The organism is Streptomyces yokosukanensis (assembly GCF_001514035.1).
GTDB lineage: Bacteria > Actinomycetota > Actinomycetes > Streptomycetales > Streptomycetaceae > Streptomyces > Streptomyces yokosukanensis.
The window spans coordinates 173,324-190,331 of the sequence record NZ_KQ948215.1 but is presented as its reverse complement, the minus strand read 5'-3'; the positions used below and the strand labels follow the sequence as shown (position 1 = coordinate 190,331).

Genomic DNA, 17,008 nt, shown 5'->3' with positions numbered 1-17,008 from the left:
GTCCGGAGCATGTACACAGACCACGCTGTCGGACCTCCGGTGCTGCGGGTGGGCATCACGGCGGTGGCGTCCTGCCTGCCGGAGCGCGAGGTGACGAGCCGGCACCTGCAGGGGCAGATCACCGCGGCCTGCGGGCTGCGGTTGCCGGCCCGGATGCTCGAACGGGTCACCGGGATCGTCTCGCGCCGTGCCGTGGCGGAGGGCGAGTACGCCTCGACGCTCGCGGTGCGGGCGGCACGCACCGCGCTGGCCCGGGCCGGGGTGACCCCGTGCGAAGTGGACCTGCTGGTCTTCGCGTCCGCCACGCGGGACATGGTCGAACCGGCGACGGCCCATGTCGTCCAGGCCGAGCTGGGGTCCCGGGCGCACGCCCTGGACGTGACGAACGCGTGCAACAGCTTCGTCAACGGCATCGACACGGCGCGGGCGATGATCCTGTCCGGCCGGGCCCGCCGGGCCCTGGTGGTCACCGGGGAGACCCCGAGCCGGTCGGTGCGCCACGCCCCTCGTGACCCCGGCCAGTTCCGGGACGGCTTCGCCGGCTACACCTTCGGCGACGCGGGGGCCGCGGTCGTGCTGGAGGCGGTGGACCGGGGCGGCATCCTCGACGTGGACACCGAGACGCACTCCGAGCACTGGCCCGTCGGCGGGATCTTCGGTGGCGGTTCGCGTCACCCTCGCGGCGACGAGCACACGTACTTCCGCGGTGACGGGACCGAGCTGCGCGAGGTCTTCGAGAAGATCGGCACGTCGGTGCTCGACCGGATGAGGCGGCGCACGGGACTGGACTGGGCGGACTTCCGGCACATCCTGGTGCACCAGGTCACCGTGCCCTACCTGGAGCGGTTCGTGGAGCTGACCGGCATTCCCCGGGACCGGCTCGTCGTCACGGTCCCCGACCTCGGCAACATGGCCAGCGCCACCCTGGGCGTGCAGCTCGACCTCGTCCACGAGCGGCTGCGGCCCGGCGAGCGCGTGCTGTTCGTGGGCCTGGGCGGTGGGGTGAGCATCATGACGATGGTCTGGGAGCAGGCGTGAGCGCCCTGTGGGTGGTGGTGCCCGCGCACCAGGAGGCCGGGCGGATCGGCGCCACGCTGGACGCGCTCGCGGCCCAGCGGGACCTCGGCTTCACGCTCGTGGTCGTGGACAACGCCTCGACCGACGCCACGGCCGCGATCGCGTCCGATTTCGCGCGCTCGGCGCCGTTCCCGATCCACGTCCTGCGCGAGCCGGCCAAGGGCGTGGGCTGCGCGGTGGACACCGGCTTCCGGTACGCCATCGGCAACGGCGCGACGCTGCTCGCCCGTACCGACGCCGACTGCCTGCCGCATCCCGGTTGGACGGCCGCCGCCCGCGACGCGCTGGGGCACGGCGCGGCCCTGGTGTGCGGCCGCATCGAGGCGCGGCGCGACGAGCACGGGCCCGTCGGGCGAGCCGCCTTCCGCGCGCTGGTCCACGGCGCCGCGTTCTTCGGCCGGATCCGACCCGCCCACCGGCGCCGGCACGGCTACCTCACCCCGTACCGGATGCACGCCGGCAACAACATGGCCATCACGGCCGCCCTGTACGAAGCCGTCGGCGGCATGCCGCGCCGCCCCTCCCCCACCGACCGCCTATTCCTGAACCGGGTCCGGCTGCGCACCGCGGCCGTCGTGCACGAACGCGCCATGGTCGTGGAGAACTCCACCCGGCGGCTGCGCGCCTACGGGCTGGTCGGCACCGCCCGTTGGTATCTCGACCGGGGCCCGGGCCGGCACGGGGAGGATCCCCGCTGATGCTCGACTCGCTCACGCACGCCCTGCGCACCCGCCCCGACCTTCCCGCCGTCCTCGGCACCACCCGGAGCGGGGCCGTGCGCACCAGGGCCACCCGCGGGGAACTGGCCGACCTGGCCGACCGTTACGCCACCGCCCTGCACGCACGGGGCGTCGCACGCGGTGCCACCCTCGGCGTCGCCGTACGACCCGGCCCCCGCGCGCTGGCCGTGCTGCTCGCCGTCCACCGGCTCGGGGCGCGGGCCGCGGTGCTGGACCCGGGCGCCGGGCCGGACGTGCTGCGCGCCCGCCTCGCCCTCGCCCGGCCCGATGCCGTCCTCGCCGACGCCGCCGCCCAGGCGGTCGCGGGGTGGGCCCGCCCGCTCGCCCGCCGGGCCCGCCTGGCGCTGCCGGACCTCGCGGAGCTGGGGCCGGTGGCCACGGTCGGGCCTCGGCTGCCCGGCTGCGCCCCTGCCCTGGACGCCGATATCCGCTCGGTGGTGCTGCCGCGCCCGGTGGACGAGGACGGCGACGCGGTCATCGTCTTCACCTCGGGGACCACCGCGCGGCCCCGGGCGGTGGTGCACACCCGTTCCTCGCTCGCCGCCGGCATGGCGACGGTGACCGGCCTGGTCCGGGTGACGCCCGGTCGGCCGGTCCTCGGCGGGACGTTCTTCGTGCTCGTGCCCTCCCTGGCGAGCGGCGCGCCGGTCGCGCTGCCCGCCCGCGCACCGCGCGTACTGGCCCGGCAACTGCGCCGACTGGCCCCACAGGCAACCTATCTGATGCCACCTCAGCTGCGCGCGGCGCTCGCCGCCGGGGCCCGGTTCACGGGCCGGGTGTGGACGGGATCGGCCCCGGCGAGCGTCGATCTGCTCACCCGGGTCAAGCGGGCGGGGGCCGAGGAGGCGTGGGGCGTGTACGCGCTCACCGAGCTGTTCCCGGCCGCCGCGGTGGAACAGGCCGACAAGGCCGCGTTCACCGGCGGTGGCGATCTGGTGGGCACCCCCCTGCCGGGGGTCACGGCCAAGACGGACGCCTGCGGTGAGCTGCTGCTGTCCGGCCCGGCCGCGCGGGACCGCTGTCTGGGCGAGGAGCCCGACCCCTGGGTGGCCACCGGTGATCGTGCGCACCTCGACGACGGCCGGATCGTGCTGCGGGGCCGTCTCAAGGACATGGTGCTGCGGCACGCCGAGAACATCTACCCGGGGCTGTACGAGCCCGCCCTGCACGTGCCCGGCGTCGAGCTGGCCCTGCTCGTCGGGGTACCGGCCGGTGACGGCGACGAACGCCTGGTAGCCGTCGTGCAGCCGGGCCGGGGCGCCGATCCCGAGGCGCTGCGGTCCGCGCTGGCCGATCCGCTGCGGCGGATGGGGTCCGCGCGGCCGGATGCCGTGCTGATGGCCGACATTCCGCTGTCCGGGCGCTCCCGCAAGCCGGACCGCGCCGCCACCGCACACCTGGCCGCGGCCCGTCTCGCGACCGGCGGCCGACGGTGAGCGCGCCGGACAGGGCGCCGCTGTGGGTCGTGGTGCCGGCGTTCGACGAGGAGGCCGGCATCGGGGCCACGCTCGCCGCGCTCGCCGCCCAGACCGACACCGACTTCGCCCTGGTCGTCGTCGACAACGCCTCCACGGACGCCACGGCGGACGTCGTACGCCGCTTCGCCCGCGCCGCGCCCTTCCCCGTGCACCTCGTCCGCGAGGAGGAGCGGGGCACCGGAGCCGCCGCCGACACCGGGTTCCGCTACGCCATCGGGCGCGGCGCCGCGCTGCTCGCCCGGACCGACGCCGACTGCGTGCCCGCCGAGGACTGGATCGCGGCGGCGCGCGCGGAGTTCGCGCGCGGACGGGAACTGGCCTGCGGCCGCAGCGTTCCGCGCCGTGACGAGCACCCCTCGCTCGCCGAGCGGTATCTGCTGCCGGCGCTGGTCCGGACGACCGCGCTGTACGGCCGGTACCGCAGGGCACATCGCCACCCGCGCTACCGCACGCCCTACGTCCTGTGCCACGGGCACAACCTCGCCGTCACGGCCGCCCTGTACCTGCGCTGCGGGGGCACGCCCCGGGTGCCGCTGGAGGGACCGGCCGAGGACGTGGTCCTCCTCAACCGGGCGCGCGAGCACAGCGACCGAATCGGGCGGGCCGAGCGCATGGTGGTGCACACCAGTCTGCGCCGCCTGCGCGCGTGGGGTGCCCGGCGGACCCTGCTGTGGTGCTGGGACCGCCGCTACCGCCCGGCCGACGCGAGGGAGGTGCACGTGCGATGACCGCCGCGCCCGTCCCGTCCGGCGTACGGGCGGCACGCCGCCGCGACCGGCGCGTGTACACCCGCTCCCACCCCGTGCTGTTCACGCTGCTCGCCCTCGCCCGCCACCGGCCCGTGACACGGCTCGGCGGAACGCTGCTGGTGCACGGCGGCGATGCCTACCGTCACGCCCTCACCCGTGTTCCCCTGGACCGCACCGCGGCCGGCACCACCGGCGGCGCCGCGCGGGAACTGGCCGCCGGCGGCGCGCTGTTCGACCAGGAGGGCACCGGTCACCGCGCCGCCCGCCGTGCGGTCTCCGAAGGCCTCGGCGCGGCCGGGGTGGAGCGCCTGCGCCCGGTGTGGCGCGAGGTGCTCACCCGTTGTCCGGCCCCGCTCGCCGCGGGCCGCACCCTCGACCTCGTACCGGTGGCCCGCGAACTGGCCGGGGCCACCGTCCGCGCGCTGCTCGGTACGGGCGGGGATCCGCAGGCCGTCGCCGAGGCGGCCGCACGCGCCGCGGCCGCCGCCGTACGCGACCATCTGCCCGGTCCCCGGCCGCCCGGAGCGGGCCGGGCCGCGGCGACGGCGACGGCACGGTTGGCGGCCCTGCTCACCGAGGACGCGCCCGGCGAGAGCGGGGAAGGGGCCTTGCGGGCGATACTGGCGGTCGCCGCCGTCAACACCACCGTGGCGGCCCTCCCCCGGGCCGTCGCCTGGTGTGCCGACGCGGCGCTGTGGGACCAGGCGGCCGACGACCGGCTGCGGCCGGCGCTCGTGGACGAACTGCTGCGGGTGATCGCCCCCTCCCCGCTGCTGCCGCGCGCGGCGGCGGCCGACGCCGTCCTCGACGGGTGCCCGGTGCGGGCCGGGGACCGCCTGATCCTGGTGGCACGGCACGCCGCCCGCGCCCACACCGATCCCCCGGACGCCTGCGCCCCCGCACCGCCCACCGTGGCCGGGCTCGTCTTCGGCGCCGGACCCCACGCCTGCCCCGGCGCGCGGCTGGCCCGCGCCCAGCTCGACGACACCCTTGCCGCCCTCGCCCCCTACCGGCCCGGCGTCGTGCGGGCCCGCGTCGACCGGAGCGCGGCCCTGCCCGGCTGGCGTTCCCTCACCGTCCGCGCCACCACCAGCCCCGAGGAGGGCCGTTGACCACGATCGCCGTCACCGGGGCGAGCGGCTTCTGCGGCTCCCGTGTCGCGGCCGCGGCCGCCGCCCGGGGCGCCGAGGTGCTGTGTGTGGGGCGCCGCCCCGGCCCCGTCGGCCGGCACCTGCCGTGGGACGCCGCCCGCGAGGTGCCGGACCTCGCCGGTGCCGACATCGTGGTGCACTGCGCGGCGGCCGTCGGCGACCCGGTGCCCGGCTCCCCCGCCGCGGCCGCGATGCGTGCGGTCAACGTCGGCGGCACGGCGCGGCTCCTTCGGGCCGCCGCCGGCCGGCCGGTGGTCTGGGTGAGCAGCGCCAGTGTGTACGCGCCCGGCCCGTGCCGGGCCCGGATCGCCGAGGACCACCCGGTCCGCGGCCAGTTGAACGCGTACGGCCGCACCAAGGCCGCCGGCGAGGCCCTGGCGCTGGCCGCCGGTGCCGTGGTGCTGCGCCCCCGGGCGGTCTACGGCGACGGGGATCCACATCTGGTGCCGCGGCTGCTCTCCCGCGTCCGCCGGGGCGTGCTCCTGCTGCCCGGTCCGAGCGTCCGCCTCAGCCTGACGGCCGTGGAGAACCTCGCCGAGGCGTGCCTCGCCGCCGCCGACTGGTCGCCGGGCGCCTACAACATCGCCGATCCGGCGCCCTACGACCGGGACCGGGCGATAGGGGCGGTCCTGCGGGCCCACGGCGTGCGCGCGCGGATCCGCCACATCCCCACGCCGCTCGCCCACACCGTGGCGAACGCCGCCCGGACGCTGGCCCGGCTGCGTCCGCACACCGAGCCGTACCTCACTCGCTACGCGGTCGACCAACTGGCCCGCTCCGTCGTGCTGGACGTGTCCAAGGCCGAGTCCCGGGGGTGGGCGGGTGGCCGGGTCCTGGCGGACTACACGGGGGACCTGCCCGCCGGGTGAACGGCCGCGGGACACCGCATCGCTCCGGGCAGCGGCCGTCGGACCGGTCAGCCCACGCTCACCCGCACCGGGCCGCCCGCCGGATCGACGCGCTCCGTCCAGCGTGCGGTGAGGGTCAGGGTGCGGTTCGGCAGCACGGTGCCGAGGGCCGGGCGCTCGCTGTGCAGCAGGCGGCCGTCCTGGTGGACCCGTAGGACCGGGCGGGTCAGCGGGGCGCCGGTGCGCAGGACGTGACGGGCGGGCGGTCCGGCCGTGGTGACGCGGTTGGGGGCGATCCAGCGCAGCGGGGCCTCGACCGTGAGCGGCGGTCCGGGGTCCGGCCAGGGCGTGCCCGCCAGGAAGTCCAGGACGGCACGGGCCGCCAGGGCACCCTCGGCGGCGGCCGTGCCCGCGGGCTCGACGGCGTGCAGGACGTTCCCGGCGGCGAAGACCCCGGGACGCGAGGTGTGCAGGGAGCCGTCGACGGCGGGACCGCGGGTGCCGGGGTCCAGGACGAGGCCGCCTCGGCGGGCGCATTCGTGGTCCGGGACGAAATCGCCGGTGAACACGGCGGTGTCGCAGGCGAGTACGGCCGTACGGCCGTCGCGGTGCCGGACGCGGACCCCGGACAGGCGTCCGTGGCCGAGGAGTTCGACGACCACGGTGTCCGTCAGCAGCGGGACGCCGTGCCCCAGCCGGGCGGCTCCGGCGCGGATCCTGCCGGTCTGCGCGCGGGAGTGCTCGGTGACCAGGGCGACGACCTCGGCCCCGGCCGCGCGCACGGTGTCGGCAGCGGCGTAGGAGACGCTCTCGGCGCCGACGACGACCGCGCGGGTGCCGATGTGCTGCCCGAACAGGTGGACGGCCTGCTGGAGTTCACCGGTGGTGCAGACACCTGCGGGGCGGGTGCCGGGTACCAGCCGGGCGGTGCGCGGGCGTTCCCGGGCGCCGGTGGCCAGGACGACGGCCCGCGCCTCGATCGTCTCCGGCCCGCCGGGGCCGACCGCGGTGAGCGCGCGGCAGGGCCCCGCCACCCAGTCCAGGACCGTCGTCCGGGTGCGGATCACGGCGCCCGCCCGTTCGGCCGACTCCGTCAGCAGGCGGGCGTACCCGGGACCGGTCGATGGACGCCTCCAGGTGCCGAATCCGCCGTGGGCGCAGTGCCGCGGAACACCGCCGGCCGCCGGCTCCCGCTCCAGCACCTCCACCCGGCCGGCTCCGGCGGCGGCCAGCCGCGCGGCGGCGGCGAGCCCGGCGGGACCGGCACCGACGACGAGGACGTCGACCCGCCGAGAGGCCGCCGCGGCCGGCCCCGTCTCCGTCATCCCCGTCCGCCTTCGAACGGCTTCCCGGCGGTGGTCCGACGGACCTCCCGCGTCTGACCGGACAGCCCCGTCTCCAGCAACTCCCGTACCGCCGGTCCGCAGTAGAACCCCTGGCAGCGGCCCGACCGGGCCCGGGTGCGGCGGCGCAGGCCCTCCAGGGAGCGGGGCGGGATCGCGCTCGCGAGGGCGTCGCGGATCTCGCCGCGGGAGACGCGCTCGCAGTGGCAGACCAGGGTGCCGTACTCGGGGTCGGCGGCGATGAGTTCGGGCCGCTGGTAGGGGCGCGGGAAGGCCTCGCCGAGGTTCGGCATGGTCACCGGGTCCGGTTCGCGCACCGGGCCGAGGTCGAGCCCCATGGCGGCCAGCAGGCCGGTGACGTGCGCGGCGACGGCCATCGAGGCGGTGAGGCCGGTGGAGCGGATGCCGCCGACGGTCACGTACGCCTGCTCGGGGTGGGCGGCGATCCGGTAGTCCTCCTGCCCGGTGGCCGCGCGCAGCCCGGCGTAGACGGCGGTGACCTCCTCGTCGAGGAGGGCGGGCAGGATGCGGCGGCCCTTGGCCCTGAGACCGGCGAGGCCGTCGGCGGTGGAGCCGGTGGCCCGCTTGTCGTCGAGGTCCTCGGCGGTGGGTCCGAGCAGGACGTTGCCGTAGACGGTGGGCGCGACGAGGACGCCCTTGCCGAGCGCGGTCGGGACGGGCAGCAGGATGTGCCGGACGAGCGGGCGGGCGAGCTTGTCGTACACGAGGAGCTGCCCGCGTCGCGGGGTGACGGTGAAGTCGTCGTGGCCGAGCAGCCGGTCGACGCTGTCGGCGTGCAGCCCGGCCGCGTTCACCAGGTGGCGGGCGCGCAGGGTGCCGCGGGAGGTGGTGAGGCGGTGCTCCCCGTCCCGACTCGCGCCCCGCACGGCCGTGTTGAGATGCAGGTCCGCCCCGGCGCGGACGGCCTGGGTGGCGTACGCCAGGGTCGTCGTCCAGGGGCAGACGATGCTCTCGCCGGGCACGTGCAGGGCGCCGAGCGCTCCGGGGCCGAGGTGGGGCTCGCGGGCGTACAGCTCGCCGGGGCCCAGCAGGCGGGTGTCGGGACAGCCGTTGCGCCCGGCCTTGTCGGCCAGCCGAGGCAGGGCGGCCCGTTGCTCCTCGTCCCAGGCGACCAGCAGGGCGCCGACGCGTTCGACGGGAATGCCGCACGCGGCGGCGTAGGCGCCGAGCCGTTCACAGCCCTCGCGGACCAGCCGGGCCTCCAGGGTCCCGGGTGCGGCGTCGAAACCGGTGTGCAGGATCGCCGTGTTGGCCTTGGAGGTGCCTTGGCCGATGTCGTCCTGCGCCTCGACCAGGGCGATGCCCAGGCGGGGGTGGCGGGCGAGTTCGCGCGCGAGGGCGCAGCCCACGACGCCGGCGCCGACGATCACGACGTCGTACGTCCGTCGGGGCAGCGGGCCCGCCTCGGTGACGGTGCCGGTCATGGGCCGAGCAGGGCCGCGACGGCCGTGCGGAAGCGGGCGCGGCGCTCGGCGGCCTGGTCGGCGCTGATGCGGGGTTCGTACACGGCGGCGGGCTTCCAGTCGGGCAGGGCCTCTTCCACGCCCAGGGCGGGGTCCGCGCCGAGGCGGGCGAGGGCGGCCGCGCCGAGTGCGGTCGCGTCGGGCAGCGCGGACACCTCGACGGGGCGTTGCAGCAGATCGGCCTGGGTCTGCATGAGCACGGTGGAGCGGGTCAGGCCGCCGTCGACGCGGAGCGTGTCCAGCGGTGTGCCGAGGTCGACGGCGGTGGCGTCGGCGAGTTCGGCGACCTGGGCGGCGATGCCCTCGCACAGGGCGCGCACCAGATGGCCGGGGCGGGTGTCGAGGCCGAGTCCGGTGAGCGAGCCGCGCACCTCGCCGCGCCACCAGGGGGCGGCGAGTCCGGCGAGGGCGGGCACGAAGGTGACGCCGCCGCTGTCGGGGACGGCGCCGCCGACGGGGTCGAGGTCGGCGGCCGAGGAGATCACCCCGAGGTCGGTGAGCCAGCGGACGGCGGAGGCGGCGGTGTAGACCTGGCCGTCCAGGCAGTAGCCGGTGGTGCCGGTGAGCCGCCAGGCCACGCAGGCGACCAGTCCGGAGGTGCCGCGCCGGGGGCGCTCGCCGGTGTGCGCGAGCAGGAACGCGCCGGTGCCGTAGGTGCACTTGGCGGCGCCGGGGGCGGTGATGCGCTGGGCGAGCAGGGCGGCCTGCTGGTCGACGATCAGTCCGGTGAGCGGGATCTCGGGGCCGAACGCCGTGGTGGTGCCGATGTGCTGGGCGTTGTCGGCGGGCTGCGGGAGCCGTTCGTCCGCCAGCCCGTACACCTCCAGTGCGCGCGGCGACCACTGTGCGCGGTCCAGGTCGAGGAGCTGGGTGCGGCCGGCCGTCGCGGCGTCGGTGGCGTAGGCGCCGGTGAGGCGGTGGACCAGCCAGGCGTCGGAGGTGGTGACGACGCCCTCGCGGGTGCGGTGGCGGCGGATCCAGGCCATCTTGGGCGCGGCGAAGTACGGGTCGAGGGGCAGTCCGGTCAGCTGCCGCAACTCCTCGGCGTGCTCGGCGAGTTCATCGCACACGGACTCGGCCCGCCGGTCCTGCCACACCAGGGCGTCGGTGAGCGGGCGGCCGTCGGCGGGGTCCCAGGCGAGGACGGTCTCGCCCTGGTTGGCGAGGCCCAGCGCCACGACGTCCGTGCCGGCCGCGGCGAGCGCCTGCCGGCCGGCGGCGACCACGGAGTCGTACAGCTCGGCGGGGTCCACCTCGACCAGTCCGCCGGGCAGATACCGGGGGCGGACCTCGGCGAAGCCGGAGCCGAGGACGCCGCGCTCGGGGCAGACGACGAGGGCCTTGGTGCCGGAGGTGCCCTGGTCGACGGCGAGCACCGGAGCCGTCATCGCGCGTTCCTCCCGTCCGTGGCGGGGGTCCGCGCCGCCTCGGAGATCCACTCCGTCCCGATGGCCCGCTCCTCGCCGCCGGCCCGCTCCGCACCGAAGATCACCGCGTCAGCCTGCCGCCGCGGCGCACCCGGCGTCAAGCACCCCCGGACAATCAACTTGCCTGCATAAATGGTTGAGTTGGCAACAATGGCAAGGCGCAACCCACGCCTCTATAGTGACCGCCGACCGGCGCGCCACCCCACGATCGCCGCCCACAGGAGGGCTGTTGCTACGCCACCCCGCCACACCGCCCGTGCGCCCGTGGCCCGGGGCCGAGCGCTGATGGCCAGAGAAGGACCCCGTCCCTCCTACGACCCCGCCGGCCCCGACCACGCCCTGCGTGCCGCGCTCCAGGACCTGCGCACCGGCCGCTGGATGGCCATGCGCACACTGCTCGCGGACACCGCGCCCGGATGGCAGTGGACCCAGCGCACCCAGGTCCTCGCGGCGGCCGCGGCCGGTACCGACGTGGTGCGCGCGTGGCTGGCGGAGGAGCCGGACAGTGTCCACGCGGCGGTGATGCACGCGCGCGTGGGGGTGGAACGGGCGCTGCGGGCCCAGCGGGAGAAGCACCTGCGCACCCACGAGTTGTGGATCGAGGCATGGGACGCCGCCCAGTCGGCGACCCGGATCGCCCCGAAGGACCCGGTGCCCTGGGTGTGCCTGCTGGCGCTCGCCCAGCTGGATCCGGAGCAGCGCTGGGAGGAGCACCGGGCGGCCGCGCCCGAGCCGATGCTGCCGCCCGGCCCCTGGGGGCTGCTGGCCGAGGCGGGCCGCCGCGACCCCTACAACCGCGAGGCCCACCACCGGATGCTCCAGTTCCTGTACGCGCGCGGCGGCACGGGCCGGCTCGCGGAGGCCGCGGGCTATGCGCAGTGGGCCGCCGGTCAGGCGCCGCCCGGTTCGGCGCTGCACGTGCTGCCGCTGTACGTCCGCGTGGAGCGCTACCGGCGCGACAGCGGGCACGACGCGGCGCTCGACCTGCACTGGGTGGCGGAGGACGCGGCACGCGAGGCGGAGCGCGCCCTGCACTTCTGGTTCACGCACACGCACCGCGCCGAGCGCTCCCTGCTGGACCTCAACCACCTGGCGCACGCGCTGTGGGGCTCGTTGCGGTTCCCCGACGCGGTGCGGGTGTTCGAGGCGATCGGCCCGTACTTCACACCCCCGCCCTGGATGTACCGCACACCCGACCGGGGCCGTGCCGTGGAGGTCTTCACACAGGCCCGGGACCGCTGCCGGGCGGCCGCGGACGGCTCCCGCCCCTGAACGTGCCCTGTCCCCCGACTCCCTGCCCCGGAGGTTCCCCCCGCATGTCCCCCACCCCGGATCCCACGACCGGTCCCACGACCGGTCCCACGACCGGTCCCGCGCCCGCCCCGGGCCTGCCCCAGCAGGACGAGGAGAAGCGGCTGCGCGAACTCGGCTACCGGCCGGTGCTGGCCCGCCGCATGGGCGGTTTCGGCAACTTCGCGATCAGCTTCTCGGTGATCTCGATCCTGTCCGGCTGCATGACCCTGTACGGCTTCGGCCTGAACACCGGCGGTCCCGCCGTGATGCTGTGGGGCTGGGCGGGCGTCGGCCTGTTCGTGCTGTGCGTCGGCCTCGCACTCGCCGAGGTCACCAGCGCCTATCCGACCTCGGGCGCGCTGTACTACATGGCCGACCGGCTCGGCGGACGGCGCTGGGGCTGGTACACCGGGTGGCTGAATCTGCTCGGCCTGCTCGGCGCGATCGCCGGCATCGACTACGGCGCCGCCCTGTTCACCGGCGCGTTCGCGAACCTGCAGTGGGGCTTCGAGCCCACGCCCGGCAGAACGATGCTGATCTTCTGCGCCATCCTGCTGCTGCACGCGGTGCTGAACCTGTTCGGCGTCCGCCTGGTCAGCGTGCTCAACTCGGTGAGCGTGTGGTGGCATCTGGCGGGCGTCGCGCTCATCGTCGGCGCGCTCGCGGTCGTCCCCGACCACCACCAGTCGGCGTCCTTCGTGTTCACGAAGTTCGTCAACGAGACCGGCTGGCACAACCCGGTCTACGTGGCGGCGATCGGTCTGCTGCTCGCGCAGTACACCTTCTCCGGTTACGACGCCTCCGCCCACCTGTCGGAGGAGACCTCGCAGGCCTCGGTGTCCGCGGCCCGCGGCATCGTGCGGTCGATCTGGGTGTCCTGGATCGCCGGCTTCGTGCTGCTGGCCGGCCTGACCTTCGCCATCCAGGACTACGACGCCACGCGCACCACCGGCACCGGGGTGCCGCCCGCGCAGATCCTGCTCGACGGCCTCGGCACGGACGGCGCGAGCGCGCTGCTCCTCGTCGTGATCATCGCCCAGCTGTTCTGCGGCAACGCCGAGGTCGCCGCGGCCAGCCGAATGGTGTTCGCGTTCAGCCGCGACGGCGCGCTGCCCGGCTCGCACCTGTGGCGCAAGGTGAGCGTGCGCACCCAGACCCCGGTCGCCGCCGTCTGGCTGGCCGTCGTCGTGGCCTGCGTCCTCGCCCTGCCCTCGCTGTACTCGGCGACGGCGTACAACGCCGTGACCGCCATCAACGTCATCGGCATCACCCCCGCCTACGCCATCCCGGTGCTGCTGCGGCTGCGCGCGGGCGACCGCTTCCGGCCGGGGCCGTGGCATCTGGGCCGCTGGAGCCGGCCGATCGGCTGGATCGCGGTGATCTGGGTGTCCTGTGTGACCGTGCTGTTCTGCCTGCCGCAGGCCTCGCCGGTCACGGTCGACACGATGAACTACGCCTCTCTGGCCCTCGCCGTCGTCCTCGTCCTCGCGAGCATCTGGTGGTACGTCGCCCGCCGTTCGTACGGCACGCCGACCACCGCCGCGTACGGCGACGACCGGGACCAGGCCGAACTCGCGGAGGGCATCGTCTGAGCCACCTGCCCGAAGAGCGCCGGTCCGGGTGCGAACTGGCGTTCCGGATACGGCAGGATGAACGATCGCGCCGGTCACCGGGTGTCCCTGGGCCGGCGCGATCGCACATCCCGCACATCGAGCAGGTGACAACGTGACGACACTCCACAACTCCGCAACAGGCACAGGCCCCGGAGGTGACCGGTGAACCGCGCGCTGACCCTGGACGACCTCGTCCTCGCCGGTATCTCGCTCGCGGCGGGCCTGCTGCTCGCCTTCCTCTCCCGCACGCTGCTGCGCTGGCTCGCGAAGCACGCCAAGCGGACGCGCTGGAGCGGCGACGACGTCATCGTCGACGCGCTGCGCTCGGTCGTCCCGTGGGCGGCCGTCGCGGGCGGCGCGGCGGCGGCGGCGATCGCACTGCCGCTGACCCGGACCGTGCAGCACCACACCGACCAGCTCCTGGAGGTGTGGCTGATCTTCGTGGTGACGCTGTCCGCGGCCCGGGTGATAGCCGGGCTGGTCCGCGCGGTCACCCAGTCCCGTTCGGGCGTGGCGGGCTCGGCGACCATCTTCGTCAACATCACCCGCGTCCTGGTCCTCGCGATCGGCTTCCTGGTCGTCCTGCAGACGCTCGGCATCTCCATCGCGCCCCTGCTGACCGCCCTGGGCGTCGGCGGCCTGGCGGTGGCCCTCGCCCTGCAGGACACCCTCGCCAACCTGTTCGCGGGCATCCACATCCTGGCCTCCAAGACGGTGCAGCCCGGCGACTACATCCGCCTCGGCAGCGGCGAGGAGGGCTATGTCGTCGACATCAACTGGCGCCAGACGACGGTCCGCCAGCTCTCCAACAACCTGGTGGTGATCCCCAACGGCCAGCTCGCCAAGGCCAACATGACCAACTACACCCATCCCGAGCAGCGGTTGACGATCCTGGTGCAGGTCGGGGTGGGGTACGACGCCGATCTGGAGCAGGTGGAGCGGGTCACGGCGGAGGTCGTCGCGCAGACCATGCGGGAGGTCGAGGGCGCCGTCCCGGAGCACGAGCCCGCCATCCGCTTCCACACCTTCGGCGACTCCCGCATCGGGTTCACGGTGATCCTCGGCGTCGGCGAGTTCAGCGACCAGTACCGCATCAAGCACGAATTCATCAAGCGCCTCCACCGCCGCTACCGCGCGGAGGGCATCAGCATCCCCGCCCCCGCCCGCACGGTGACGGTGCAGCCGGGCACGACGCTGATTCCGCAGCAGCGCGGCGCGGACGAGGTCATGGGGGCGCAAGCGGGAGGTTCGGCTTGACCGGGTGAGGGTCCGGTTCAGGTCCCGGACGGCGGGCGATCCCCCGAGATCGGCGGGCGATCGCTTGTCATGACCACCAGGGGCGGGTTCCGGTCGCGCCGGCGCGGCGGCGTCCGCGGCCGGGACCCCTGTCGAGCCGACCCCGATCACGAGATATCTTGATGTCGAGCAATGTTGCAGACGTGGAGCGGAGCACCCGGTGACTGACTCGACCATCATCTACACCTACACAGACGAGGCCCCGGCCCTGGCGACGCATTCGTTCCTGCCGGTGATCAAGGCGTACGCCTCGCAGGCCGGTGTGCCCGTGACCACCCGGGACATCTCGCTGGCCGGGCGCATCATCGCCGTCTTCCCGGAGTACCTGAACGAGGACCAGCGCATCCCCGACGCGCTGTCCGAGCTGGGCGAGCTGGCCAAGACCCCCGCGGCCAACATCATCAAGCTGCCGAACATCTCGGCGTCCATCCCGCAGCTGAAGGCCGCCGTCGCCGAGCTGCAGGGCAAGGGCTACGCGCTGCCGGACTACCCGGACGACCCGAAGACCGACGAGGAGCGCGAGATCCGCGCCCGCTACGACAAGGTCAAGGGCTCCGCCGTCAACCCGGTCCTGCGTGAGGGCAACTCCGACCGCCGCGCCCCGGCGTCGGTGAAGAACTACGCCAAGACCCACCCGCACCGCATGGGCGCCTGGACCGCCGAGTCCAAGACCAATGTGGCGACGATGGGCGAGAACGACTTCCGCTCCACCGAGAAGTCCGTCGTCATCACCGAGGACGGCGCGCTGCGCATCGAGCTGGTCGGCCAGGACGGCACCACCACCGTCCTGAAGGAGTCCGTGCCGGTCCTGAAGGACGAGGTCGTCGACGCCTCCGTCATGCACGTCGCCGAGCTGGAGACGTTCCTCGCCGCGCAGGTCGCCCGCGCCAAGCAGGAGGGCGTGCTGTTCTCCGTGCACCTGAAGGCCACGATGATGAAGGTCTCCGACCCGATCATCTTCGGCCACGTGGTGCGCGCCTTCTTCCCGAAGACGTTCGGCCGGTACGGCGCGGCCCTCAAGGCCGCCGGCCTCACCCCGAACGACGGCCTCGGCGGCATCCTGAAGGGCCTGGAGAACCTGCCCGAGGGCGCCGAGATCAAGGCCTCCTTCGACGCCGAGCTGGCCGAGGGCCCGGCGCTGGCCATGGTCGACTCCGACAAGGGCATCACCAACCTGCACGTGCCCTCGGACGTCATCGTCGACGCCTCCATGCCGGCGATGATCCGCACCTCCGGCCACATGTGGGGCCCCGACGGCCAGGAGGCCGACACCCTCGCCGTCCTCCCGGACTCCTCCTACGCCGGTGTCTACCAGGCCGTCCTCGACGACTGCCGGGCCCACGGCGCCTACGACCCGTCCACCATGGGCTCGGTCCCGAACGTCGGCCTGATGGCGCAGAAGGCCGAGGAGTACGGCTCCCACGACAAGACCTTCGAGATCCCGGCCGCCGGCACGGTCCGCCTGGTCGACCGGGCCGGCAACGTCCTGATCGAGCAGCCGGTCGCCGAGGGCGACATCTTCCGCGCCTGCCAGACCAAGGACGCCCCGATCCGCGACTGGGTCAAGCTGGCCGTCACCCGCGCCCGCGCCACCGGCGACCCGGCCGTGTTCTGGCTGGACGAGGGCCGCGCCCACGACGCCAACCTGATCGCCAAGGTCCGGCAGTACCTGGCGGAGCACGACACCGAGGGCCTGGACATCAAGGTCCTCTCCCCGGTCGAGGCCACCAAGTTGTCGGTGGAGCGCATCCGCCGCGGCGAGAACACCATCTCGGTGACCGGCAACGTGCTGCGTGACTACCTGACCGACCTCTTCCCGATCCTGGAGCTGGGCACCAGCGCCAAGATGCTGTCGGTCGTCCCGCTGATGGCGGGCGGCGGCCTGTTCGAGACGGGCGCCGGCGGCTCCGCGCCGAAGCACGTCCAGCAGCTGGTCAAGGAGAACTACCTGCGCTGGGACTCGCTCGGCGAGTTCTTCGCCCTGGTGCCGTCCTTCGAGCAGTACGCCGAGGCGACCGGCAACGCCCACGCCAAGGTCCTCGCCGACACCCTCGACCGCGCCACGGCGACCTTCCTCGACGAGGACAAGTCCCCGACCCGTCGCGTCGGCGGCATCGACAACCGCGGCAGCCACTTCTACCTGTCCCTGTACTGGGCGCAGGAGCTGGCCAAGCAGACCGACGACGCCGACCTGGCCAAGGCCTTCGCGCCGTTCGCCGAGGCCCTCGCGGCCGACGAGCAGAAGATCGTGGACGAGCTGAACGCGGTCCAGGGCTCCCCGGCCGACATCGGCGGCTACTACCAGGTCGACCAGGCCAAGGCGGACGCGGTCATGCGCCCGTCGGCCACCTGGAACGCGACGCTGGCGTCCCTGGGCTGACGCCCCGGCCGCTCACCTGAGTGAGCCTCCGCCCCGGTCGGCGCGCCCGGCCGGGGCGGAGCCGTGTGCGGAGCAGGCGGCGCCTCCCGCGCGGGAGTCGGGCAGCTGATGCGCCCGGAGCCGTCGATG

13 protein-coding genes are annotated in these 17,008 nt (G+C 74.9%); 10 read left to right on the top strand and 3 right to left on the bottom strand.

Going from position 1 to position 17,008, the window contains the following annotated elements; genetic code table 11:
- The first annotated feature begins 9 nt into the window (after positions 1–9).
- The 6 genes from AQI95_RS25220 to AQI95_RS25195 are packed head-to-tail and all read left to right on the top strand — an operon-like array spanning position 10 to position 6,064.
- Positions 10–1,038 carry a 3-oxoacyl-ACP synthase III family protein gene (locus tag AQI95_RS25220; RefSeq protein ID WP_067128089.1) on the top strand — a complete coding sequence of 343 codons (1,029 nt, stop codon included), beginning with the start codon at positions 10–12 and terminating at the stop codon, positions 1,036–1,038.
- Entirely contained in the window at positions 1,035–1,775 is a 741-nt protein-coding gene (locus AQI95_RS25215; RefSeq protein WP_244188847.1) for a glycosyltransferase family A protein, read from the top strand. The genes AQI95_RS25220 and AQI95_RS25215 overlap by 4 nt, the downstream gene beginning before the upstream one ends.
- Complete coding sequence (locus AQI95_RS25210) at positions 1,775–3,253, top strand: class I adenylate-forming enzyme family protein (protein ID WP_067128083.1); 1,479 nt, start codon at positions 1,775–1,777, stop codon at positions 3,251–3,253. Before AQI95_RS25215 ends, AQI95_RS25210 begins: the two co-directional genes overlap by 1 nt.
- On the top strand, positions 3,250–4,023 hold the full coding sequence (locus AQI95_RS25205) for a glycosyltransferase (protein WP_067128080.1): 774 nt from the start codon (positions 3,250–3,252) through the stop codon (positions 4,021–4,023). The genes AQI95_RS25210 and AQI95_RS25205 overlap by 4 nt, the downstream gene beginning before the upstream one ends.
- Positions 4,020–5,156: a cytochrome P450 family protein gene (locus AQI95_RS25200; RefSeq protein ID WP_067128077.1), complete on the top strand. Its 1,137-nt coding sequence runs from the start codon at positions 4,020–4,022 to the stop codon at positions 5,154–5,156. Before AQI95_RS25205 ends, AQI95_RS25200 begins: the two co-directional genes overlap by 4 nt.
- Entirely contained in the window at positions 5,153–6,064 is a 912-nt protein-coding gene (locus AQI95_RS25195; protein WP_067128074.1) for an NAD-dependent epimerase/dehydratase family protein, read from the top strand. The genes AQI95_RS25200 and AQI95_RS25195 overlap by 4 nt, the downstream gene beginning before the upstream one ends.
- Positions 6,065–6,111: 47 nt before the next feature.
- Here AQI95_RS25195 and AQI95_RS25190 read toward each other — a convergent pair whose 3' ends face one another.
- Genes AQI95_RS25190 through AQI95_RS25180 form a run of 3 tightly spaced genes read right to left on the bottom strand, consistent with a single transcriptional unit; the run spans position 6,112 to position 10,258 of the window.
- Positions 6,112–7,368: an FAD-dependent oxidoreductase gene (locus tag AQI95_RS25190; protein ID WP_067128072.1), complete on the bottom strand. Its 1,257-nt coding sequence runs from the start codon at positions 7,366–7,368 to the stop codon at positions 6,112–6,114.
- Positions 7,365–8,831 carry an FAD-dependent oxidoreductase gene (locus tag AQI95_RS25185; protein WP_067128069.1) on the bottom strand — a complete coding sequence of 489 codons (1,467 nt, stop codon included), beginning with the start codon at positions 8,829–8,831 and terminating at the stop codon, positions 7,365–7,367. The genes AQI95_RS25190 and AQI95_RS25185 overlap by 4 nt, the downstream gene beginning before the upstream one ends.
- The gene (locus AQI95_RS25180; RefSeq protein ID WP_067128066.1) at positions 8,828–10,258 is read right to left on the bottom strand and encodes an FGGY family carbohydrate kinase; all 1,431 of its coding nucleotides are present in this window, start codon (positions 10,256–10,258) and stop codon (positions 8,828–8,830) included. The genes AQI95_RS25185 and AQI95_RS25180 overlap by 4 nt, the downstream gene beginning before the upstream one ends.
- A gap of 324 nt (positions 10,259–10,582) precedes the next feature.
- Here AQI95_RS25180 and AQI95_RS25175 point away from each other — a divergent pair, with 324 nt between their 5' ends.
- The 4 genes from AQI95_RS25175 (at position 10,583) to AQI95_RS25160 (ending at position 16,879) form a co-directional block, all read left to right on the top strand.
- Entirely contained in the window at positions 10,583–11,569 is a 987-nt protein-coding gene (locus AQI95_RS25175) for a hypothetical protein (RefSeq protein WP_208614254.1), read from the top strand.
- A gap of 44 nt (positions 11,570–11,613) precedes the next feature.
- Positions 11,614–13,182, top strand: a complete 1,569-nt coding sequence (locus AQI95_RS25170; protein ID WP_244188846.1) for an amino acid permease — start codon at positions 11,614–11,616, stop codon at positions 13,180–13,182.
- Between the two features lie 183 nt (positions 13,183–13,365).
- On the top strand, positions 13,366–14,460 hold the full coding sequence (locus tag AQI95_RS25165; protein ID WP_067128060.1) for a mechanosensitive ion channel family protein: 1,095 nt from the start codon (positions 13,366–13,368) through the stop codon (positions 14,458–14,460).
- A 199-nt stretch (positions 14,461–14,659) separates the two neighbouring features.
- A complete protein-coding gene (locus AQI95_RS25160; RefSeq protein WP_067128057.1) occupies positions 14,660–16,879 on the top strand; it encodes an NADP-dependent isocitrate dehydrogenase in 2,220 nt (739 codons plus the stop codon).
- Positions 16,880–17,008 lie beyond the last annotated feature (129 nt).